The following is a 15,891-nucleotide window of genomic DNA, read 5'->3' as shown; positions in this document are numbered from 1 at the left end:
TACCCGTGGGTCGAACGGTGTAAACCGAGGCCCTTTCCGAGAGTCATGTAAGTAATTGCTACTGTCATACGTTATTGAAGTTCAAGAAGGCGTTGGCGGCACTACAATGCCCCATCAAATTTCAGGAGACGATTCAATGGAAGCGCTTGATGTACTGCTCAATCGCGTGTCCGTCCCGCGGCTGATCGAGCCGGCCCCGGATGCGGCACAGCGTGAAATCCTCTTCGGCGCAGCGTTACGAGCCCCTGACCATGGCGGTCTGCGGCCTTATCGCTTTCTCACTGTAGAGGGCGATGCGCGCAATCACATGGGGGACTTACTGGCCCAGGCGCTGGTCGAGAGTGGCGGCGCAGCGGATGAGAAGGCGCTGGAAAAGGCCCGTTTCGGGCCGTTGCGTGCGCCGTTGGTGGTGGTGGTCATCGCCAAGCTGACCGATCACTACAAGGTGCCGAAGAAGGAACAGTTCATTACTGCGGGCTGTGCGGCCCATGGTGTGTTGCTGGCGGCTTACGCGATGGGCGTGGGCGCGGTGTGGCGTACGGGGGAGTTGTCGTATTCGCCCCATGTCGCGAAGGGGCTGGGACTGGCGGCGGATGAAGAGGTCGTGGCGTTTCTTTATCTGGGCACACCTCTGAACCCGCCGCGTGAGGCGGCCAAGCCGGATGTGTCGGAATTTGTGAGCGCGTGGCAGTAGGAGACGTCTTGCACAAATTTTTGGGAGCCGGCTCCCACAATTCCAGCGTTGAATACTGGATTTGGATTCGTCCTGATATTTGTGGGAGCTGCCTTGGTGGCGGATGGTGTTGACCCGCCAACATAGAATCCCCCACAAGGGAACAGCGCCTACGGCAAGACTTCCCGGGGCACAACGATACTGGCCACGAATCCGCCCTGCGGGTGATTTTCGAACACCAGGTGCCCGCCGTGTTTCTCGGCGGCGCGTTTGGCAATGGCCAGTCCCAGGCCATATCCCGGCGCGGTCTGGTTTGGCGCGCGATAAAACGGCTCACCCAGCTGTGCGAGGTGTTCTGCGCTGACGCCCGGTCCGTGGTCACGCACGCTGATGCGCAGCCCTTCGTCGACGTTACGGGCGCTCAGTTCGATGGGGTGCCCAGTCGGATTAAAGCGCAGGGCATTGCGCAACAAGTTATCCACAGCCCGCTCCAGCACGTTTGGCCAGCCTTGAAGATGCGCGTCAGGCTGCGCGTCGACCACGATGCTTTGCTCGGTGCTGCTCATCTCGGTTTCGGCTTTGAGGTGATGAAGCATGCCCGGCAGGTCGATAGGGGCGGCATTGCCCATGTCGGCGTCCAGCCGGGCCAGCGCGAGAATTTCCCCGATCAGTTCTTCGAGGCGATCGCATTCACGGGTCAATCGCGGCCAGAGCTTTTCGCGTTCGGCGGGTTCCGCGCGCTCGGCCAGTGCCAGGGCGATACGCAGACGCGCCAACGGCGAGCGCAGTTCGTGGGAAACGTCGCGCAGCAGTTGACGCTGGCTCACGATCAGGCTTTGCAGGCGTGCACCCATGCGGTTGAAGTCGTTGGCCAATACGCCGAATTCGTCACGACGGTTCGCCAGTTGCGCCAGGCTGTTCTGTTGATACGTGGTTTGCCCCAGATCGTGCACGGCGCCGCGCAGGCGGCTGAGCGGGCGGGTGATCGACAGGGTCACCAGCAAGCTGAACAATGTCAGTACGACGAGGGCAATTCCCAGCGCACTGAGCGGCCACATCAGGCTCTGACGGTGCCAGGCATCCAGTTCCGGGTGCGGAATGCGGTAGATCAGCAGGTAGGTTTCGTTGGTCTTGAGGCTGGTGTATTCGGTGGTCAGACGGCGCCAAGGCAATGGGCGTTCATCGTCTTTCTGCTGGCGCGCTTCGAAGGCGGCGGCACGAAGTGGAAAGGTGCCGGGAATCACCGCCTCGCCGCTGTCGTTCAGCACCTGCACATCGATGTGGTACTTGCGCTTGAGGTTTTGCAGGTAATCCTGCGCCGGGCCTTCACCCTGATCTTCGTAAAGCTGCGTCCACTTCTGCGGCAGGTTGTGCAGCCCGGGATGGCGGCTGAGGATCCAGGCGTCCTGATTGAGCATGTGCCCCAACAGGATCGACAGGCCTGCCACCAACGCGATTGCGAGCCAGAAGCTCGCCAGGATTCGCCAGAACAATGAACGCACGTGAAATTCTCTCCTGCCCATGAACTACAAAGCCCGACACGCCGGGGAGAGCGTGTCGGGTTGGGGAGTGTAATGCCGCGCCAGCAGCCGGTTACTGGGTTTTTTGCGCTTTTTGCGCTTTCCAGGCTTCGAACTCGGCACGATCAGCGCGACGTTGCTCGCGGTCTTTCTGCATCTGGTCAAACGTCTTCTGCTGTTCCGGGGTCAGCATCGCACGGATGTCAGCCTGGGTTTTGGCTTGCTTGGCCGCAAACTCATCCTTCATTGCCTTCTGGTCGGCTGGCGACAGTTTGGCCAGGTACTTCTGAGTGATCTCGGAGCGGCTGTGCCACTGATCGCCCATCAGCTTGCCGATCTGTTGGCGTTGCTCCGGGGTCAGGTTCAGTTTGTCGAACGGACCTTTGCGGTGATGCTGCATGCCCGGGCCATCAAAACCTGGGCCACCCATGTGACCGCCTTCAGCGGGCTGTGCCATCGCAACGGTGGGCAGGGCTGCAGCGAACATCAAAGCCATCAGAGTCTTACGCATGGTGAATCTCCTTGTCTCGGATCCGGCTCTGTGCCGGTTGTGGCCAGTTTAGGGAGATCAAGGTCAAGCGAGGTCAGGCGTGGGTAAAGCTTGGGTAAAGAGGATTTGTAAGGGGGCTTACAGACGCGGAGCGTTTCGATGATCTTTGTAGCCGCCCGGCTTGCCGGCGGCAGCGATTTCAAAGCCGCCACCGCCGGCAAGCCGGACTGATACAGGTCATTGCTCGGGATATCAAACCGCGTAGTAATAGCCCCGGCTACGCAACGCCACGATCCGCGGCCTGCCATCGGCATGTGGGCCGATCTTCTTGCGCAGGTTGCTGACGTGCATGTCCAGGCTGCGGTCGTAGAGGGTCAGCTTGCGGCCCAGCGCCAGTTGCGCCAGTTCCTGCTTCTCAAGCGGTTCACCGGGCTGGCTGAGCAAGGCTTCGAGCAAACGGGCCTCGGAGACGGTGAGGGTGAACTCCTGATCGTCGATGGTGACCACGCCACGTGCCGGGCTGAAACACAGGTCACCCAGCTCGATCTGGGTAGACACTGCCGTCGGGTGGCTGCGGCGCAGCACCGCGCGCAGACGAGCAGTCAGCTCGCGGGGATCGCAGGGCTTGGCCAGGTAATCGTCAGCGCCCAATTCCAGACCGAGAATACGGTCCAGTGGCTCGCCACGGGCTGAAAGCATCAGCACCGGCAGATCAGGGTGGTCGGTGCGCAATTGTTTGAGCAGCTCCAGGCCGCTGCCATCGGGCAGCATCACGTCCAGCACCACCGCCGCCGGGGCGGTTTCGGCGAGGGCCTTTCGGGCACTTTGGCCGTCATGGCACGCCCGGACCACAAAGCCTTCCTGACTCAACCAACTGCTCAGGAGCTCACACAGCTCCTGGTCATCATCAATAAGTAACAGCTCGCTCATGACTCACTCAATTTAGCCATTGCCGACGCCGTCTACGCCAGCCGCTGGCAAAGATACCGCACAGCAGGGCCACCATTGCAACGCCGCCCCCTGTGACGAACCATTGTTGTTGCTCGGTCAGCATGCGCGCAGGCAATACCGACTGCGCTTCTTTGAGCTGCAGTTTAAGCCTTTGGTTCTCTTGGCGCAGGCGTCCCACCTGAATACTTTCGCGTTCAGTGTCGGCATTCTGCAGTTGCCGGGTCAATTCTTCACGCTGCTTTTCGCTGTCGGCCAGCTTTTGTCGCAGATCGCTCAACTGGCTCGCTGCGCTAGGCAGGGGCAATGCATGGCTGATGGCATCGCCGGTTTCTTCGGCCTGCACACCGAAACTGATCATCGAAACGGCCAGTGCGGCCGCCAGCACACACCACGGACGTGGACGCATCTGAACTCCTGACTTTTCTTGGCATTGGCAGGCTATCGGCAAGCCGATGCGAATAATGAGCAGTCAGGAAGGGAGGGCGTAACAGTGGTTAGGTTGAACATCGCTATAGTGGGAGCCGGCTTGCTGGCGAAGGCGGTGGGTCAGTTACCGATGAGTTGACTGACGAGCCTCATTCGCCAGCAAGCCGGCTCCCACAATCGGTGCTTGATCAGCACCTGTGGTCTACGGGATTGACAGGGGATTACGGCAACACTTGCTTGAACGGCTTGACCACCACGTGATCGTAGACACCCGCCTTGATGTATGGATCGGCGTCAGCCCAGGCTTGGGCCGCGTTCAGAGATTCGAACTCGGCGACGATCAGGCTGCCGGTAAAGCCAGCAGGGCCTGGATCATTGCTGTCGATGGCGGGTAGCGGGCCTGCGAGCACGATGCGGCCTTCGCTTTTCAGGGCGGTCAGGCGCTCCAGATGGGCAGGGCGCGCCTCAAGGCGTTTTTCCAGCGAGTTGGCGACGTCCGTTGCTACGATTGCGTAAAGCATGTCAGTCCTCGGTTTTTTTGGTGGAAGGCTCGGCCGATGCGTCGGCATCGTGCATGTGACGGGCCAGGAAAATCCCTTGGCCGATCAGGAAAATCAGGGTCATGCCCAGGCTGCCGAAGACTTTGAAGTCGACCCAGAAGTCTTGGTAAGTGAAGGCCACGTAGAGATTGGCCGCACCGCAAAACAGAAAGAACACGATCCAGGCGATGTTCAGTTTCACCCAGATGGCCTGAGGCAGCGTCAGCGCGTGGCCCATGATGCGTTGAATCAGCAGGCGATCACCGATGAAGTGGCTACCGGCGAAGATCAGTGCGAACAGCCAGTTGACCACCGGAGCTTTCCACTTGAGGAAGGTTTCGCTGTGGAAGGCCAGGGTCAGGCTGCCGAAGACCAGACACGCGATCAGGGTCAACCACTGGCTTTTTTCCAGCTTGCCCTGACGCACATAAAGGATGCCGTACACCACGATGGAACTGGCGATCAGCATGGCGGTGGCGCTGAAAATTCCGCCGACCGTGACACTGTGGCCCAGGATATCGACGGCTTGAGGGCTGATTTTGTAGACGATGAAAAACAGGATGAGCGGGATGAAATCGATGAATTGTTTCACAGTGAGAGCCAGAAGCTGGATGTGACGGCATAATAACAAACATCGATGACTGCGAAAGCGCCCCTATGAATGTCGATCTGCACTGTCACAGTACCGCCTCCGACGGCGCGCTTGCGCCCACGGCATTGGTCGCCCGTGCCCATGAGAACGGCGTCCGGGTGCTCGCGCTGACCGACCATGACACCATCGAAGGCCTTGAAGAAGCCCGCGTGGCGGCCCGTGCGCTGGACATGCAACTGATCAACGGCATCGAACTGTCCTGCACCTGGGGTGGTGCCACCATCCATATTCTGGGTTACGGTTTTGATGTCGATGCCCGGCCGTTGCTCGATGCCATTGAGCAATTGCACAGCGGTCGCTGGCTGCGCGCCGAAGAAATTGCCCGCAAATTGGCGATGAAAGGTATGCCTGGCGCGCTGGAAGGCGCCCGGGCGATCCAACAGTCCCTCGGAGACAGCGGAAACGCACCGGCCAGACCGCATTTCGCCGACTTCCTGGTCAATGAGGGTTTCGTGAAAGATCGTGCCGAGGCATTTCGCAAATGGCTGGGCGCGGGCAAGCTGGGCGACGTCAAGCAACACTGGCCGACCCTTGAGGACACGGTGGCGACCTTGCGCGCTGCCAATGCCTGGGTCAGCCTGGCTCACCCGTGGCATTATGATTTCACTCGCAGTAAACGTCGCAAGCTGGTCGCCGATTTCCTTCAGGCAGGCGGCCAGGCGATCGAAGTGGTCAACGGTCTGCAGCCCGCCGATCAGGTGGGCAGCATGGCCATTCTGGCCCGGGAGTTCGGTCTGCTGGCAACGGCGGGCAGCGATTTCCATGCCCCTGGCGCCTGGTCCGAGATTGGTGTCTACCGCCCCTTACCGGAGGATCTGCCGCCGTTGTGGCGCCGATTCAAACATGACCAGCCTACTGCCGTCTGAACAGGAAGATACCGTGAGTCAATTTTTCCAGGTCCACCCGGAAAACCCGCAGGCGCGCCTGATAAAACAGGCGGTGGACATCATCAAGCGCGGCGGTCTGGTGGTGTACCCCACCGACTCCTCCTACGCGCTGGGGTGTCAGATGGGCGATAAAGGTGCCGTCGAGCGCATCCGCCGCCTGCGTCAACTGGACGACAAACATAATTTCACCCTGATGTGCTGCGACCTGTCGCAACTGGGGTTGTTTGCCAAGGTCGACACCGCCGCGTTCCGGGAGCTGAAGGCTCACACGCCGGGGCCATACACCTTCATTCTCAACGCCACCCGGGAAGTACCGCGTCTGGTGCTGCACCCGAAACGTCGCACGATCGGCCTGCGCGTGCCACGTCATCCCGTGGCGCAGGCGTTGTTGCAGGAACTGGGCGAGCCACTGATGAGCGTGAGCCTGATCCTGCCGGGCGAAACCCTGCCCATGAGTGATCCGCAGGAAATGCGTGAGATGCTTGAACATCAGGTGGATCTGATCATCGACGCTGGACACGGCGGTGTGTCGGCGTCCACCGTGGTCAACCTGTCCGAAGGCGAGCCGCAGGTGGTGCGCGTCGGTTGTGGCGATCCGACGCCGTTCGGGGTTGAGGTCGAGTGACCGAAGTCGAAGCAGTCGACCCGCAGGCGGACGCTCAGCAGGAACTGCCGTTTGCGCTGGTCTATGGGCAGGCCGTCACCCAGATGCCGGTCGACCTGTACATTCCGCCGGACGCGCTGGAGGTGTTTCTCGAAGCCTTCGAAGGCCCGCTCGACCTGCTGCTGTACCTGATTCGCAAACAGAATATCGACATTCTCGACATCCCGGTGGCGGAAATCACTCGCCAGTACATGGGTTACGTCGAATTGATGAAAACCGTGCGTCTGGAGCTGGCGGCGGAGTATCTGGTCATGGCCGCGATGCTGGCCGAGATCAAGTCGCGAATGCTGCTGCCGCGCTCGGAAACCGCCGAAGAGGAAGAGGACGACCCTCGCGCCGAACTGATTCGCCGCTTGCAAGAGTACGAGCGTTTCAAGGCCGCCGCCGAAGGGATCGACGAATTGCCTCGTGTGGGGCGTGAAGTCATCGTGCCGAAACTCGATGCCCCGCAAGCCCGCGCGCGCAAGCTGTTGCCGGACGTGGCGCTGGAAGAACTGCTGACGTCCATGGCCGAAGTGCTGCGCCGGGGTGACATGTTCGAAAGTCACCAGGTCAGCCGCGAGGCGTTGTCCACCCGCGAGCGCATGAGCGATGTGCTTGAGCGCTTGAAGGGCGCCGGGTTTGTGCCGTTCGCCGAGCTTTTCACCGCCGAAGAGGGCCGGTTAGGCGTAGTGGTGACGTTCATGGCGGTGCTGGAGCTGGTCAAGGAGCAACTGGTCGAGCTGGTGCAGAACGAGCCGTTCGCTGTCATTCATGTAAGGGCGCGAGCCGAGTAAAGAACTGAACGATGAATCTGAATGAACCCCGCGAGCTTGCGCCGCTGCTCGAAGCCTTTCTGCTGGCCTCCGGTAAGCCGCAATCCCTCGAACGGCTGTACGAGTTGTTCGAAGAGGGCGAGCGCCCGGAACCGGCCGTGTTCAAGAAGGCCCTGACGCTGCTGAGCAAATCCTGCGACAACCGCGCATTTGAGTTAAAGGAAGTGGCCACTGGGTATCGCCTGCAGATTCGCGAAAAATTCGCGCCGTGGGTGGGGCGTCTGTGGGAAGAGCGTCCGCAGCGCTATTCCCGGGCCTTGCTGGAAACCATGGCGCTGATTGCCTATCGGCAGCCGATCACTCGGGGCGAGATCGAGGACGTCCGAGGCGTGGCGGTGAACAGCAACATCGTCAAGACGCTGATGGAGCGCGAATGGATCAGGATCGTCGGTTATCGCGACGTGCCAGGCAAACCGGCGATGTTCGCCACGACCAAGGCGTTTCTCGACCATTTCAACTTGAAAAGTCTGGAAGAATTGCCGCCGCTGGCTGACCTGCGCGAAATGGAAGCGGAGCCGGTGTTGGAGTTCGACGACGCGCCCGTGCCCGCGCACCTTCAGGCCCTGGCCGACGCCGCCTTGGGGGAGGAGGGCGAGGCCGAGCCGGAAGCGCCGAGAGACGAAACCAGCTTCCGCAGCCTGCTGGCCGAGCTGGACACCATGGAGCAGGGGTTGAAGATCGACTTCGACGATTTATTGCTCAATGAGCCCGATACAGCGTCTGAATTGGAAGATTTGCCTGAGGACGACGAAGATCCGCGCTGAAGGACCTTCAGGTTCACCGCCATCCATTGTGGGAGCCGGCTTGCTGGCGAAAGCGGCATATCAGGCGATCTGGCTGTGATTGATACACCGCCTTCGCCAGCAAGCCGGCTCCCTCATGTTCGGCGTTGAACAGGAGGTTTGGATTCGGCGAGGTTATTGTGGGAGCCGCCTATGGTGGCGAATGCGATTGACCGAACACCATAGAATCCCCTCACGTTCGTGCAATTCAGGGACATCAATGAGCACCAAAGACCCCTGCATCAGCCTCTGCAAATTCGACGACGATATCTGCCTCGGCTGCGGGCGCAGCAAGCGTGAGATCAAGTCCTGGAAGAAGATGGACAAGGACGAGAAGCGTTCGGTCCTGGCCGAATCGGCGGCCCGCTTGAAGCAGATGAAAGGCTCCGGTCGGCGGAAAAAGAAATGAGCCATCGGTTTTCATCTAGTCTCTGATGCGCAACGCGCGCCATGAGCGTATGATTCGCGACCTTTTGGCGATCCACACTCGCCAGAGATTCCAGTTTCAGCCCGACGCTCTGACCCTCAGAGCAGGGCAACAGGGCGTGCCCACTCGCGCACGCCCTGATTCGACACACCGGGAGGTGCCCAGATGAGTGAACAAGACAAGCAAGACACCGAGATCCGTCCAGCCGGCGAAAAGTTGCAAAAAGTGCTGGCGCGCATTGGCGTGGGTTCGCGCCGTGACGTGGAAGCCTGGATCGGTGAAGGTCGGATCAAGGTCAACGGCGTAGAAGCCACTCTCGGCCAACGCGTCGACCTGCACGACGCCATTACCGTCGACGGTCGCGTGATCAAGCGCGAAGAGGCGGCCGAAACGGTCCGCCGCGTCATCATGTACAACAAACCAGACGGTGAAATCTGCACCCGTGACGATCCGGAAGGCCGTCCGACCGTGTTCGACCGCCTGCCGCGCCCGAAAGAGGGCCGCTGGATCAATATCGGTCGTCTGGACATCAACACCACCGGTCTGCTGATGTTCACCACCGACGGTGAGCTGGCCAACCGCTTGATGCACCCATCGTTCGAAATGGACCGCGAGTACGCCGTGCGTGTGCGCGGTGAAGTCGACGATGACATGCTGCTGCGCCTGAAGAACGGTGTGATTCTGGAAGACGGCCCGGCCCGTTTCACCGACATCCAGCAAGCGCCGGGCGGCGAAGGCTTCAACCACTGGTACCACTGCGTGGTGATGGAAGGCCGTAACCGTGAAGTGCGTCGTCTGTGGGAATCCCAGGGTCTGGTGGTCAGTCGTCTGAAACGCGTGCGTTTTGGTCCGGTGTTCCTCAACTCCGATCTGCCAATGGGCCGCTGGCGCGAAATGAGCCAGCAGGAAGTCGACATCCTCAGCGCTGAAGTAGGCCTGAAGCCTGTGGCCATGCCGCAGATGAACGCCAAGACCAAGGACCGGCTGGAGCGCTTGCAGCGTCAGCATTCGCGTCCGTTGAGCAAGAACGAGCGCGTGCGTCAGTTGCGCCCGGCCAAAGACGCTGTGGCGGTTGAAGGTGAGCGCCCGGCACGCAAACCTGCTGAAACGGGGCGCCCGGTTCGTACCCCGCGTCCTGCGGCAGAAGGGCGTGGCGGCAATGGCCGTGCGACCCCGGTGGCAGAGCGTCCGAGCGAAATGAACAAACGTCCGGCCAAGCCGAAAGCCACGCGTCCCGGCATCAAACTGAGTGATGCTAAGGCGCCTGCGGGCAAGCGTCGTGGTGCGCCAGCCGGTCGCCGCAAGCCTGAGTGATAAAGGCTTGAAATGAAAGAACGCCAGTCCCCGTGACTGGCGTTTTTTTTGGCGGGACGCGCATTTCCCATTGTGGGAGCCGGCTTGCTGGCGAAAGCGGCGTATCAGGCACATCGATGTGGGATGACACATCGCTTTCGCCAGCAAGCCGGCCCCCACAGAAGCGTCGGTCTTGCGATAGCGAGCGGATTGCGCCCTGCTGTGCCTGTCACCTCGGTATTTGAGGTGTACAATGCCGCGCGTTTTTTCTGTGATTCATCGGCGTATGAACGCCATCCTACTCGGGGTTTACCCACCCCGTTTTCATTCCGCCGCGTCATGAGCGCGTCGGGTTCGATTCCGTCACAGACAAGAACAACAAGGTGACTATGCAATGAGTGAACACATGTCCCATTCAGGTGACTTGAAGCGCGGTCTGAAAAACCGCCATATCCAGCTGATTGCCCTCGGTGGCGCGATCGGCACCGGGCTCTTCCTGGGCTCGGCAGGGGTGCTCAAATCGGCGGGTCCGTCGATGATTCTCGGCTATGCCCTGTGCGGTTTCATCGCCTTCATGATCATGCGCCAACTGGGCGAAATGATCGTCGAAGAGCCAGTCGCCGGGTCTTTCAGCCATTTTGCACACAAATATTGGGGCGGTTTCGCAGGCTTTCTGTCCGGCTGGAACTGCTGGGTGTTGTACATCCTCGTCGGTATGTCCGAGTTGACTGCCGTCGGTAAATACGTTCAGTACTGGTGGCCGGAAATCCCGACCTGGGCATCGGCTGCGGTGTTCTTCGTGATGATCAACGTCATCAACCTGGCCAACGTCAAAGTCTTTGGCGAGGCCGAGTTCTGGTTCGCGATCATCAAGGTCGTGGCGATTCTGGGCATGATCGCCCTGGGCAGCTACCTGCTGGTCAGCGGCAGCGGCGGCCCGCAGGCGTCGGTCAGCAACCTGTGGGACCACGGCGGCTTCTTCCCTAACGGGGTAAGCGGGTTGGTCATGGCGCTCGCATTCATTATGTTTTCCTTCGGCGGGCTGGAAATGCTGGGCTTTACCGCAGCCGAGGCCGATCAGCCGAAAACCGTGATTCCCAAGGCCATCAATCAGGTGATCTACCGCATCCTGATTTTCTACATCGGTTCGTTGGTGGTGCTGTTGTCGTTGACCCCGTGGGACGCATTGTTGGGTGATCTGAATGCCTCGGGCGATGCCTACAGCGGCAGCCCGTTCGTGCATGTGTTTTCGATGCTGGGCAGCACCACGGCCGCACACATTCTCAACTTCGTGGTCCTGACCGCGGCACTGTCGGTGTACAACAGCGGCACGTACTGCAACGCGCGGATGCTGTTCGGCATGGCCGAGCAGGGCGATGCGCCGCGGTCGCTGGCGCGGGTCGATGGCCGTGGCGTGCCGGTGCGGGCGATTCTGGTGTCGGCGGCAGTGACCCTGATCGCAGTGCTGGTCAACTACCTGATCCCGAAAAACGCGCTGGAGCTGCTGATGTCGCTGGTGGTCGCGACCCTGGTGATCAACTGGGCGATGATCAGCTACTCGCACCTCAAATTCCGTCAGTATCTGGTGCGCAAGGATCAGCAGCCGTCGTTCAAAGCGCTGTGGTATCCGTTCGGCAACTTCCTGTGCCTGGCGTTCGTGGTGCTGATTCTGGGGATCATGCTGATGATTCCGGGGATCCGGATTTCGGTCTATGCGATCCCGGTCTGGTTGGTAGCGATGTGGCTGTTCTACGTAATGAAGAACAAGCGCCACGCTGATGGCGAGTCGATGGCGCAGCGCAATTCGATCATCAAGTAAAGGCGAGTACTGTGCTGATCATCTCCAACAACGTTCACTTGCCCGACCACGAAGTCGAACTGACCGCGATTCGCGCTCAGGGCGCGGGTGGGCAGAACGTTAACAAGGTGTCCAGCGCGGTGCATCTGCGTTTTGATATCAATGCTTCGTCACTGCCGCCGTTCTACAAAGAGCGGCTGCTGGTGCTGCGCGACAGCCGGATCACCAGCGACGGTGTGATCATCATCAAAGCACAGCAATACCGCACGCAGGAGCAGAACCGAGCCGATGCGCTGGAGCGCTTGAGCGAATTGATTGTCAGTGCGGCGAAGGTCGATAAAAAGCGCCGCCCGACCAAGCCGACGCTGGGGTCCAAGACCCGCAGACTGGAAGCCAAGTCCAAACGCGGGTCGATCAAGGCGGGGCGGGGGAAGGTGGATTTTTGAAGTACCGCTTTCGCCAGCAAGCCGGCTCCCACAGGGTTAAATGTATTCCTCAGGGTGTGGTCACTTTCTCCCGCATCACCTTCGCCTGCTTGTACAGGTAGACGCTCAACCCCAACCCACCCAACGACGCCAACGCCGCGAACAGGAAAATCGAGGCGAAGCCGAAGCCCGACGCCACTGCGCCTGCAACAGGGCCGGTGATGCCCAGCGACAGGTCAATGAACAGCGAATACGCGCCGACTGCCGCGCCACGGCTGGAGGCGGGCACCAGATTCACGGCCTCGACGCCCAATGCCGGGAACACCAGCGAGAAACCGAAACCGGTCAGTGCCGCACCCGCCAGCGCGAGATTGGGATTCGGCGCCAGCCACAGCAGCAACAGGCCCAGCGCCTCCACCGACAGGCAGGCGATGGCCACGCGAAAACCGCCAATGCGGTTGATCATGTTGCCGAACAACAATCGCGCGCCGATGAAACAGGCGCCGAACAAGCTCAGGCACAGCACGGCATTCGGCCAGGTGTGGCTGGCGTAATACAGGGTGATGAAGGTGGCGATGGTGCCAAAACCGATCGAACCCAGCGCCAGTCCAGTGCCGTGGGGCAACACGCGACCCAGCACGTGAAGAAACGGCATCCGTTCTCCATGCACGATGGGCGCCGGGGTTTTCTTCCAGGCCAGTGCAATGCCCAACGCTGCCAACAGGATGATGCTCATGCCCATCGACCACAGGCCCAATGCCTTGACCAGCAGTACCCCCAGCGGCGCGCCAATCGCCAGTGCGCCGTAGCTGGCGATGCCATTCCAGGAAATGACTTTCGCGGTGTTCGCCGCGCCCACCCGGCCGATCCCCCAGCCGATGGAGCCGGAACCGACGAGGCTTTCCGCGCTGCCCAGCACCAACCGCCCGATGAACAGGCACACCAGACTGACCATCGGCCAGGCGTCGAGCCAGCCTGCCAGCAACATGAACACGCCGCTCAGGCCACAGCCGAACAGGCCGATAATCACCGCTTTTTTGGGGCCTTTGTTGTCGATGATTTTACCGGCTTGAGGGCGGCTGAGCAGTGTGGCCAGGTACTGCACGCTGATCACCAGGCCCGCCGTTACGGCGCCAAAACCAAGGTCGGTGTGTACGTAGCCGGGCAGGACGGCCAACGGAATGCCGATGTTCAGATAACCGATGAAGGTAAAAAGAACGATGGAAACGACCTGCAGTGTCACGGCGACACGGCGTTGTGGTGCGGCGCTTGAAGCGTCTGGCATGGGTATCAATCCACGATTGCGGCTGGAGAGGAGAAGCGGGGCTGGAAACTGAATGAAGCGTAGACGCTTGAACGTCAAGCGATGCCACATGATAACGGGGCTTTCCCGTTCATGGCAGTCGAAGGTTGAATCTGTGTTGAATGGAAAGCGGATTATCTGGCGTCAGACGCTGGCGGTCATTCGGTGGCAGGGGACACGAGTTGTGTGGTGATCAGCGCAGCCAGGGCATTTTCCTGAGTGCCGAAACGGGTCAGCAACGCTTGCTGCTTTTCCGGGGTCAAGCGTGCCCAGATTTCGATCATCTTCTCGGCGGTGCCGATCAGTGCCTGTGCCTGGGTTTCTGTGAAGTCGGTCATGGGTTGTAGTCTCGGAGTATTCAGCCCTTATGGAAGTACGCCTCAAAGACGCTCTTGCATAGGGGCTGAACATTCATCCCTCAGCCGTGGCTTTGGGCTTTCTTACTGTCATCTTCTTTCGCACCGGCTTTCATCTCGATCGGCTGACCGAGTTCCTGACGGGCTGCTGCGCTTTGCTGGGTTTGGCTTGGGAAGGGGAAGTTTGGGATTTCGTGCATCGTCTGTCGCTCCTCACAAGTGGCTTCGTTCAATCCGCAGGTAGGCGTTGTACACCGGTTTGCGGACCTCCCTGAGCTGCCGATCAGGCAGCGCGTCCATAAAACGCAAAGGGAGCATACCCCACATCACATGACGGTCCGACGATTAATGATGGCCGTTGGTCATGTAGTGGCCATCGAATCTCGCAACCTCGCGAATATCCTGAAAAATACCTGACGTCAGATGGTGCTCGAAGCCCTGTCGATACAACGTCCAGAGCTGCTCGGCGCGCACTGCGGGGGATGTGACGTACGCTGCATTACGCGCGCGTTCACGCAATGCGGCAAAATCCGCAAGGCCGTCGACATGCTCGCCCGCCAAGGCATCGCGCAACAGCCGGGTGTGCAGATTGCACAGACCGACAACGGCAAAAACCGTGTGGGGATGTTCCAGCGCATAGACCCCGGCCAGCGCATTGAGGGCGGCCTTGGACACGGCATAACTCAAGGCTCCGGCGCGCAGACGCACGCCTGCTATGGACGCCGACAGCACGCAGTGCCCGATGGCGTACGCCCTCAACAGCACATCGAGCAGGGCCTTGTTGGCCACCAGATTCAGGTTCAACACGTCAACGAAATCGCTTAGCGAAACGTCAGTCGCCGGACGTGGTGAAGGTCCGAAGCGTCCAGCATTGAGGAACACCAGATCGAAATGCACGATCCCCCACCCGGCCAGCATGCGGCTCGCTCGGGCTTCAAGAGAAACAAGGTCGCTCAGGTCCAGCGGCGCCCAATGGAACCGCTCATGTGGCAAGAGTGAATCAGGCGGTGTGCGCGAGCAGCCGAACACTGTCAGGCCTTCATCCAGCAGTTTTTGCGCCATGGCCTTGCCAAAACCCTGACTGACCCCGGTCACGAATGCCGTCTGCATTTCAGAATTTTCCGCTGGCATAACCACCGTCCACTGACAGGATCGTTCCCGTGACGTAAGACGCCTGATCGCTGAGCAGCCACAGGACCGCGTTGGCGACCTCGTCCTGAGTGCCGAAGCGTTTCATGGACGTGACGCCGATCTTGCGTCGGGTGTTTTCAGGCGCAGCCTCCAGCCGTTGCGGCGTGTTCATGCCCCCCAGAATCGGGCCGGGCGCAATGGCGTTGACCCGAATGCAACCGCCGTCCTCGAACTGTGCGTTTTCGATGGACGCCACCTGCGTCATCGTGTTGATAGCCTGTTTGCTGACGCTGTAGGCCATTTGCCCGGCCAGGGGCAAGACGCCCGCGCAGGAGGAGGTGTTGACGATGGCGCCGTATCTGCCTTGAGCTTGCATAATACGCAGTTCGTGTTTCATGCATTCGTAGGTGCCGGTGATGTTGATTCCGATCACGCTGTTCCAGTCCGTGCTGCAGGAGTCGACGACAGGGGCGTATTGCGCAGTGATCCCGGCGTTGTTGAACGCACAGTCCAGTCGGTCATAGTCGCTGCGTATCGTCTGAAAGGCTCGCTCGACCTGATCGGTGTCAGCCACGTCGCACGTCAGCGAACGACACTTGTCGCCCAGCCGCTCAGCCACTTCCCGGCCTCTGGACTCGCCGCGTCCAAGCACGATCAGTTCAGCCCCGGCTTCGATCAACCGTTCGCTGACGCGCAGCCCGATGCCGTGGGTGCCGCCTGTGATCAGGCACACTTTTCCTGTGAAGTCATACATCGAGA

General features: G+C 60.2%; 20 protein-coding genes. 9 read left to right on the top strand and 11 right to left on the bottom strand.

Annotation, left to right across the window (positions count from 1 at the left end; genetic code table 11):
• Nucleotides 1–136 precede the first annotated feature (136 nt).
• Nucleotides 137–694, top strand: coding sequence for a nitroreductase family protein (locus tag ACI5GA_RS07560; RefSeq protein ID WP_421422420.1), 558 nt, complete (start codon nucleotides 137–139; stop codon nucleotides 692–694).
• Between the two features lie 149 nt (nucleotides 695–843).
• Here ACI5GA_RS07560 and ACI5GA_RS07555 read toward each other — a convergent pair whose 3' ends face one another.
• The 6 genes from ACI5GA_RS07555 to ACI5GA_RS07530 all read right to left on the bottom strand — a co-directional run bounded on the left by ACI5GA_RS07555 (nucleotide 844) and on the right by ACI5GA_RS07530 (nucleotide 5,191).
• Nucleotides 844–2,175, bottom strand: coding sequence for a sensor histidine kinase (locus tag ACI5GA_RS07555; RefSeq protein ID WP_421422419.1), 1,332 nt, complete (start codon nucleotides 2,173–2,175; stop codon nucleotides 844–846).
• A gap of 91 nt (nucleotides 2,176–2,266) precedes the next feature.
• Nucleotides 2,267–2,704, bottom strand: a complete 438-nt coding sequence (locus ACI5GA_RS07550) for a Spy/CpxP family protein refolding chaperone (RefSeq protein ID WP_421422418.1) — start codon at nucleotides 2,702–2,704, stop codon at nucleotides 2,267–2,269.
• A 231-nt stretch (nucleotides 2,705–2,935) separates the two neighbouring features.
• Entirely contained in the window at nucleotides 2,936–3,613 is a 678-nt protein-coding gene (locus ACI5GA_RS07545) for a response regulator transcription factor (protein WP_421422417.1), read from the bottom strand.
• A 7-nt stretch (nucleotides 3,614–3,620) separates the two neighbouring features.
• Entirely contained in the window at nucleotides 3,621–4,040 is a 420-nt protein-coding gene (locus ACI5GA_RS07540; protein WP_404631422.1) for a translation initiation factor 2, read from the bottom strand.
• Between the two features lie 241 nt (nucleotides 4,041–4,281).
• Nucleotides 4,282–4,581 (bottom strand): YciI family protein, encoded by a 300-nt coding sequence (locus tag ACI5GA_RS07535; RefSeq protein WP_421422416.1) that lies wholly within the window; start codon nucleotides 4,579–4,581, stop codon nucleotides 4,282–4,284.
• A gap of 1 nt (nucleotide 4,582) precedes the next feature.
• The gene (locus ACI5GA_RS07530; RefSeq protein WP_404631418.1) at nucleotides 4,583–5,191 is read right to left on the bottom strand and encodes a septation protein A; all 609 of its coding nucleotides are present in this window, start codon (nucleotides 5,189–5,191) and stop codon (nucleotides 4,583–4,585) included.
• Between the two features lie 65 nt (nucleotides 5,192–5,256).
• Here ACI5GA_RS07530 and ACI5GA_RS07525 point away from each other — a divergent pair, with 65 nt between their 5' ends.
• From ACI5GA_RS07525 to arfB, 8 genes are all read left to right on the top strand, one after another.
• Nucleotides 5,257–6,117, top strand: coding sequence for a PHP domain-containing protein (locus ACI5GA_RS07525; RefSeq protein WP_421422415.1), 861 nt, complete (start codon nucleotides 5,257–5,259; stop codon nucleotides 6,115–6,117).
• Nucleotides 6,118–6,130: 13 nt separating this feature from the next.
• Nucleotides 6,131–6,763: an L-threonylcarbamoyladenylate synthase gene (locus tag ACI5GA_RS07520; protein WP_404631414.1), complete on the top strand. Its 633-nt coding sequence runs from the start codon at nucleotides 6,131–6,133 to the stop codon at nucleotides 6,761–6,763.
• A gap of 116 nt (nucleotides 6,764–6,879) precedes the next feature.
• Nucleotides 6,880–7,578, top strand: a complete 699-nt coding sequence (locus tag ACI5GA_RS07515) for a segregation and condensation protein A (protein WP_404631737.1) — start codon at nucleotides 6,880–6,882, stop codon at nucleotides 7,576–7,578.
• 11 nt (nucleotides 7,579–7,589) lie between these two features.
• Entirely contained in the window at nucleotides 7,590–8,381 is a 792-nt protein-coding gene (gene scpB, locus ACI5GA_RS07510; RefSeq protein ID WP_421422414.1) for an SMC-Scp complex subunit ScpB, read from the top strand.
• Between the two features lie 238 nt (nucleotides 8,382–8,619).
• Nucleotides 8,620–8,808, top strand: coding sequence for a DUF1289 domain-containing protein (locus ACI5GA_RS07505; protein WP_404631410.1), 189 nt, complete (start codon nucleotides 8,620–8,622; stop codon nucleotides 8,806–8,808).
• Nucleotides 8,809–8,991: 183 nt separating this feature from the next.
• Nucleotides 8,992–10,140 carry a 23S rRNA pseudouridine(2605) synthase RluB gene (gene rluB, locus ACI5GA_RS07500; protein WP_421422413.1) on the top strand — a complete coding sequence of 383 codons (1,149 nt, stop codon included), beginning with the start codon at nucleotides 8,992–8,994 and terminating at the stop codon, nucleotides 10,138–10,140.
• A gap of 373 nt (nucleotides 10,141–10,513) precedes the next feature.
• Nucleotides 10,514–11,938 (top strand): amino acid permease, encoded by a 1,425-nt coding sequence (locus tag ACI5GA_RS07495; RefSeq protein ID WP_421422412.1) that lies wholly within the window; start codon nucleotides 10,514–10,516, stop codon nucleotides 11,936–11,938.
• A gap of 11 nt (nucleotides 11,939–11,949) precedes the next feature.
• Nucleotides 11,950–12,363 (top strand): alternative ribosome rescue aminoacyl-tRNA hydrolase ArfB, encoded by a 414-nt coding sequence (gene arfB, locus ACI5GA_RS07490; protein WP_421422411.1) that lies wholly within the window; start codon nucleotides 11,950–11,952, stop codon nucleotides 12,361–12,363.
• 49 nt (nucleotides 12,364–12,412) lie between these two features.
• On the opposite strand, the gene ACI5GA_RS07485 is transcribed toward arfB, so the two are convergent.
• The 5 genes from ACI5GA_RS07485 to ACI5GA_RS07465 all read right to left on the bottom strand — a co-directional run bounded on the left by ACI5GA_RS07485 (nucleotide 12,413) and on the right by ACI5GA_RS07465 (nucleotide 15,886).
• Nucleotides 12,413–13,627 carry an MFS transporter gene (locus ACI5GA_RS07485; RefSeq protein ID WP_404631402.1) on the bottom strand — a complete coding sequence of 405 codons (1,215 nt, stop codon included), beginning with the start codon at nucleotides 13,625–13,627 and terminating at the stop codon, nucleotides 12,413–12,415.
• A 176-nt stretch (nucleotides 13,628–13,803) separates the two neighbouring features.
• On the bottom strand, nucleotides 13,804–13,983 hold the full coding sequence (locus tag ACI5GA_RS07480) for a hypothetical protein (RefSeq protein WP_404631400.1): 180 nt from the start codon (nucleotides 13,981–13,983) through the stop codon (nucleotides 13,804–13,806).
• Between the two features lie 80 nt (nucleotides 13,984–14,063).
• Nucleotides 14,064–14,201, bottom strand: coding sequence for a hypothetical protein (locus ACI5GA_RS07475; RefSeq protein ID WP_404631398.1), 138 nt, complete (start codon nucleotides 14,199–14,201; stop codon nucleotides 14,064–14,066).
• A 145-nt stretch (nucleotides 14,202–14,346) separates the two neighbouring features.
• Nucleotides 14,347–15,111, bottom strand: a complete 765-nt coding sequence (locus ACI5GA_RS07470; RefSeq protein ID WP_421422410.1) for an SDR family oxidoreductase — start codon at nucleotides 15,109–15,111, stop codon at nucleotides 14,347–14,349.
• Nucleotide 15,112: 1 nt separating this feature from the next.
• Nucleotides 15,113–15,886 (bottom strand): SDR family NAD(P)-dependent oxidoreductase, encoded by a 774-nt coding sequence (locus tag ACI5GA_RS07465; protein ID WP_404631394.1) that lies wholly within the window; start codon nucleotides 15,884–15,886, stop codon nucleotides 15,113–15,115.
• Between the last annotated feature and the right edge of the window lie 5 nt (nucleotides 15,887–15,891).

The sequence above is a fragment of the Pseudomonas sp. Pseu.R1 genome (assembly GCF_045764065.1).
In the GTDB taxonomy this organism is placed as follows: Bacteria; Pseudomonadota; Gammaproteobacteria; order Pseudomonadales; family Pseudomonadaceae; genus Aquipseudomonas.
The sequence above is the reverse complement of the archived record's forward strand: the minus strand, read 5'-3'. Positions and strand labels throughout refer to the sequence as shown.

What these genes read in the sequence shown, in the direction of transcription:
- ACI5GA_RS07560 (WP_421422420.1), top strand. Translation starts at nt 137, where the DNA reads ATGGAAGCGCTTGATGTACTGCTCAATCGCGTGTCCGTCCCGCGGCTG.
- ACI5GA_RS07550 (WP_421422418.1), bottom strand. Translation starts at nt 2,704, where the DNA reads ATGCGTAAGACTCTGATGGCTTTGATGTTCGCTGCAGCCCTGCCCACC.
- ACI5GA_RS07545 (WP_421422417.1), bottom strand. Translation starts at nt 3,613, where the DNA reads ATGAGCGAGCTGTTACTTATTGATGATGACCAGGAGCTGTGTGAGCTC.
- ACI5GA_RS07540 (WP_404631422.1), bottom strand. Translation starts at nt 4,040, where the DNA reads ATGCGTCCACGTCCGTGGTGTGTGCTGGCGGCCGCACTGGCCGTTTCG.
- ACI5GA_RS07535 (WP_421422416.1), bottom strand. Translation starts at nt 4,581, where the DNA reads ATGCTTTACGCAATCGTAGCAACGGACGTCGCCAACTCGCTGGAAAAA.
- ACI5GA_RS07525 (WP_421422415.1), top strand. Translation starts at nt 5,257, where the DNA reads ATGAATGTCGATCTGCACTGTCACAGTACCGCCTCCGACGGCGCGCTT.
- scpB (WP_421422414.1), top strand. Translation starts at nt 7,590, where the DNA reads ATGAATCTGAATGAACCCCGCGAGCTTGCGCCGCTGCTCGAAGCCTTT.
- ACI5GA_RS07505 (WP_404631410.1), top strand. Translation starts at nt 8,620, where the DNA reads ATGAGCACCAAAGACCCCTGCATCAGCCTCTGCAAATTCGACGACGAT.
- rluB (WP_421422413.1), top strand. Translation starts at nt 8,992, where the DNA reads ATGAGTGAACAAGACAAGCAAGACACCGAGATCCGTCCAGCCGGCGAA.
- ACI5GA_RS07495 (WP_421422412.1), top strand. Translation starts at nt 10,514, where the DNA reads ATGAGTGAACACATGTCCCATTCAGGTGACTTGAAGCGCGGTCTGAAA.
- ACI5GA_RS07485 (WP_404631402.1), bottom strand. Translation starts at nt 13,627, where the DNA reads ATGCCAGACGCTTCAAGCGCCGCACCACAACGCCGTGTCGCCGTGACA.
- ACI5GA_RS07480 (WP_404631400.1), bottom strand. Translation starts at nt 13,983, where the DNA reads ATGACCGACTTCACAGAAACCCAGGCACAGGCACTGATCGGCACCGCC.
- ACI5GA_RS07475 (WP_404631398.1), bottom strand. Translation starts at nt 14,201, where the DNA reads ATGCACGAAATCCCAAACTTCCCCTTCCCAAGCCAAACCCAGCAAAGC.
- ACI5GA_RS07470 (WP_421422410.1), bottom strand. Translation starts at nt 15,111, where the DNA reads ATGCAGACGGCATTCGTGACCGGGGTCAGTCAGGGTTTTGGCAAGGCC.
- ACI5GA_RS07465 (WP_404631394.1), bottom strand. Translation starts at nt 15,886, where the DNA reads ATGTATGACTTCACAGGAAAAGTGTGCCTGATCACAGGCGGCACCCAC.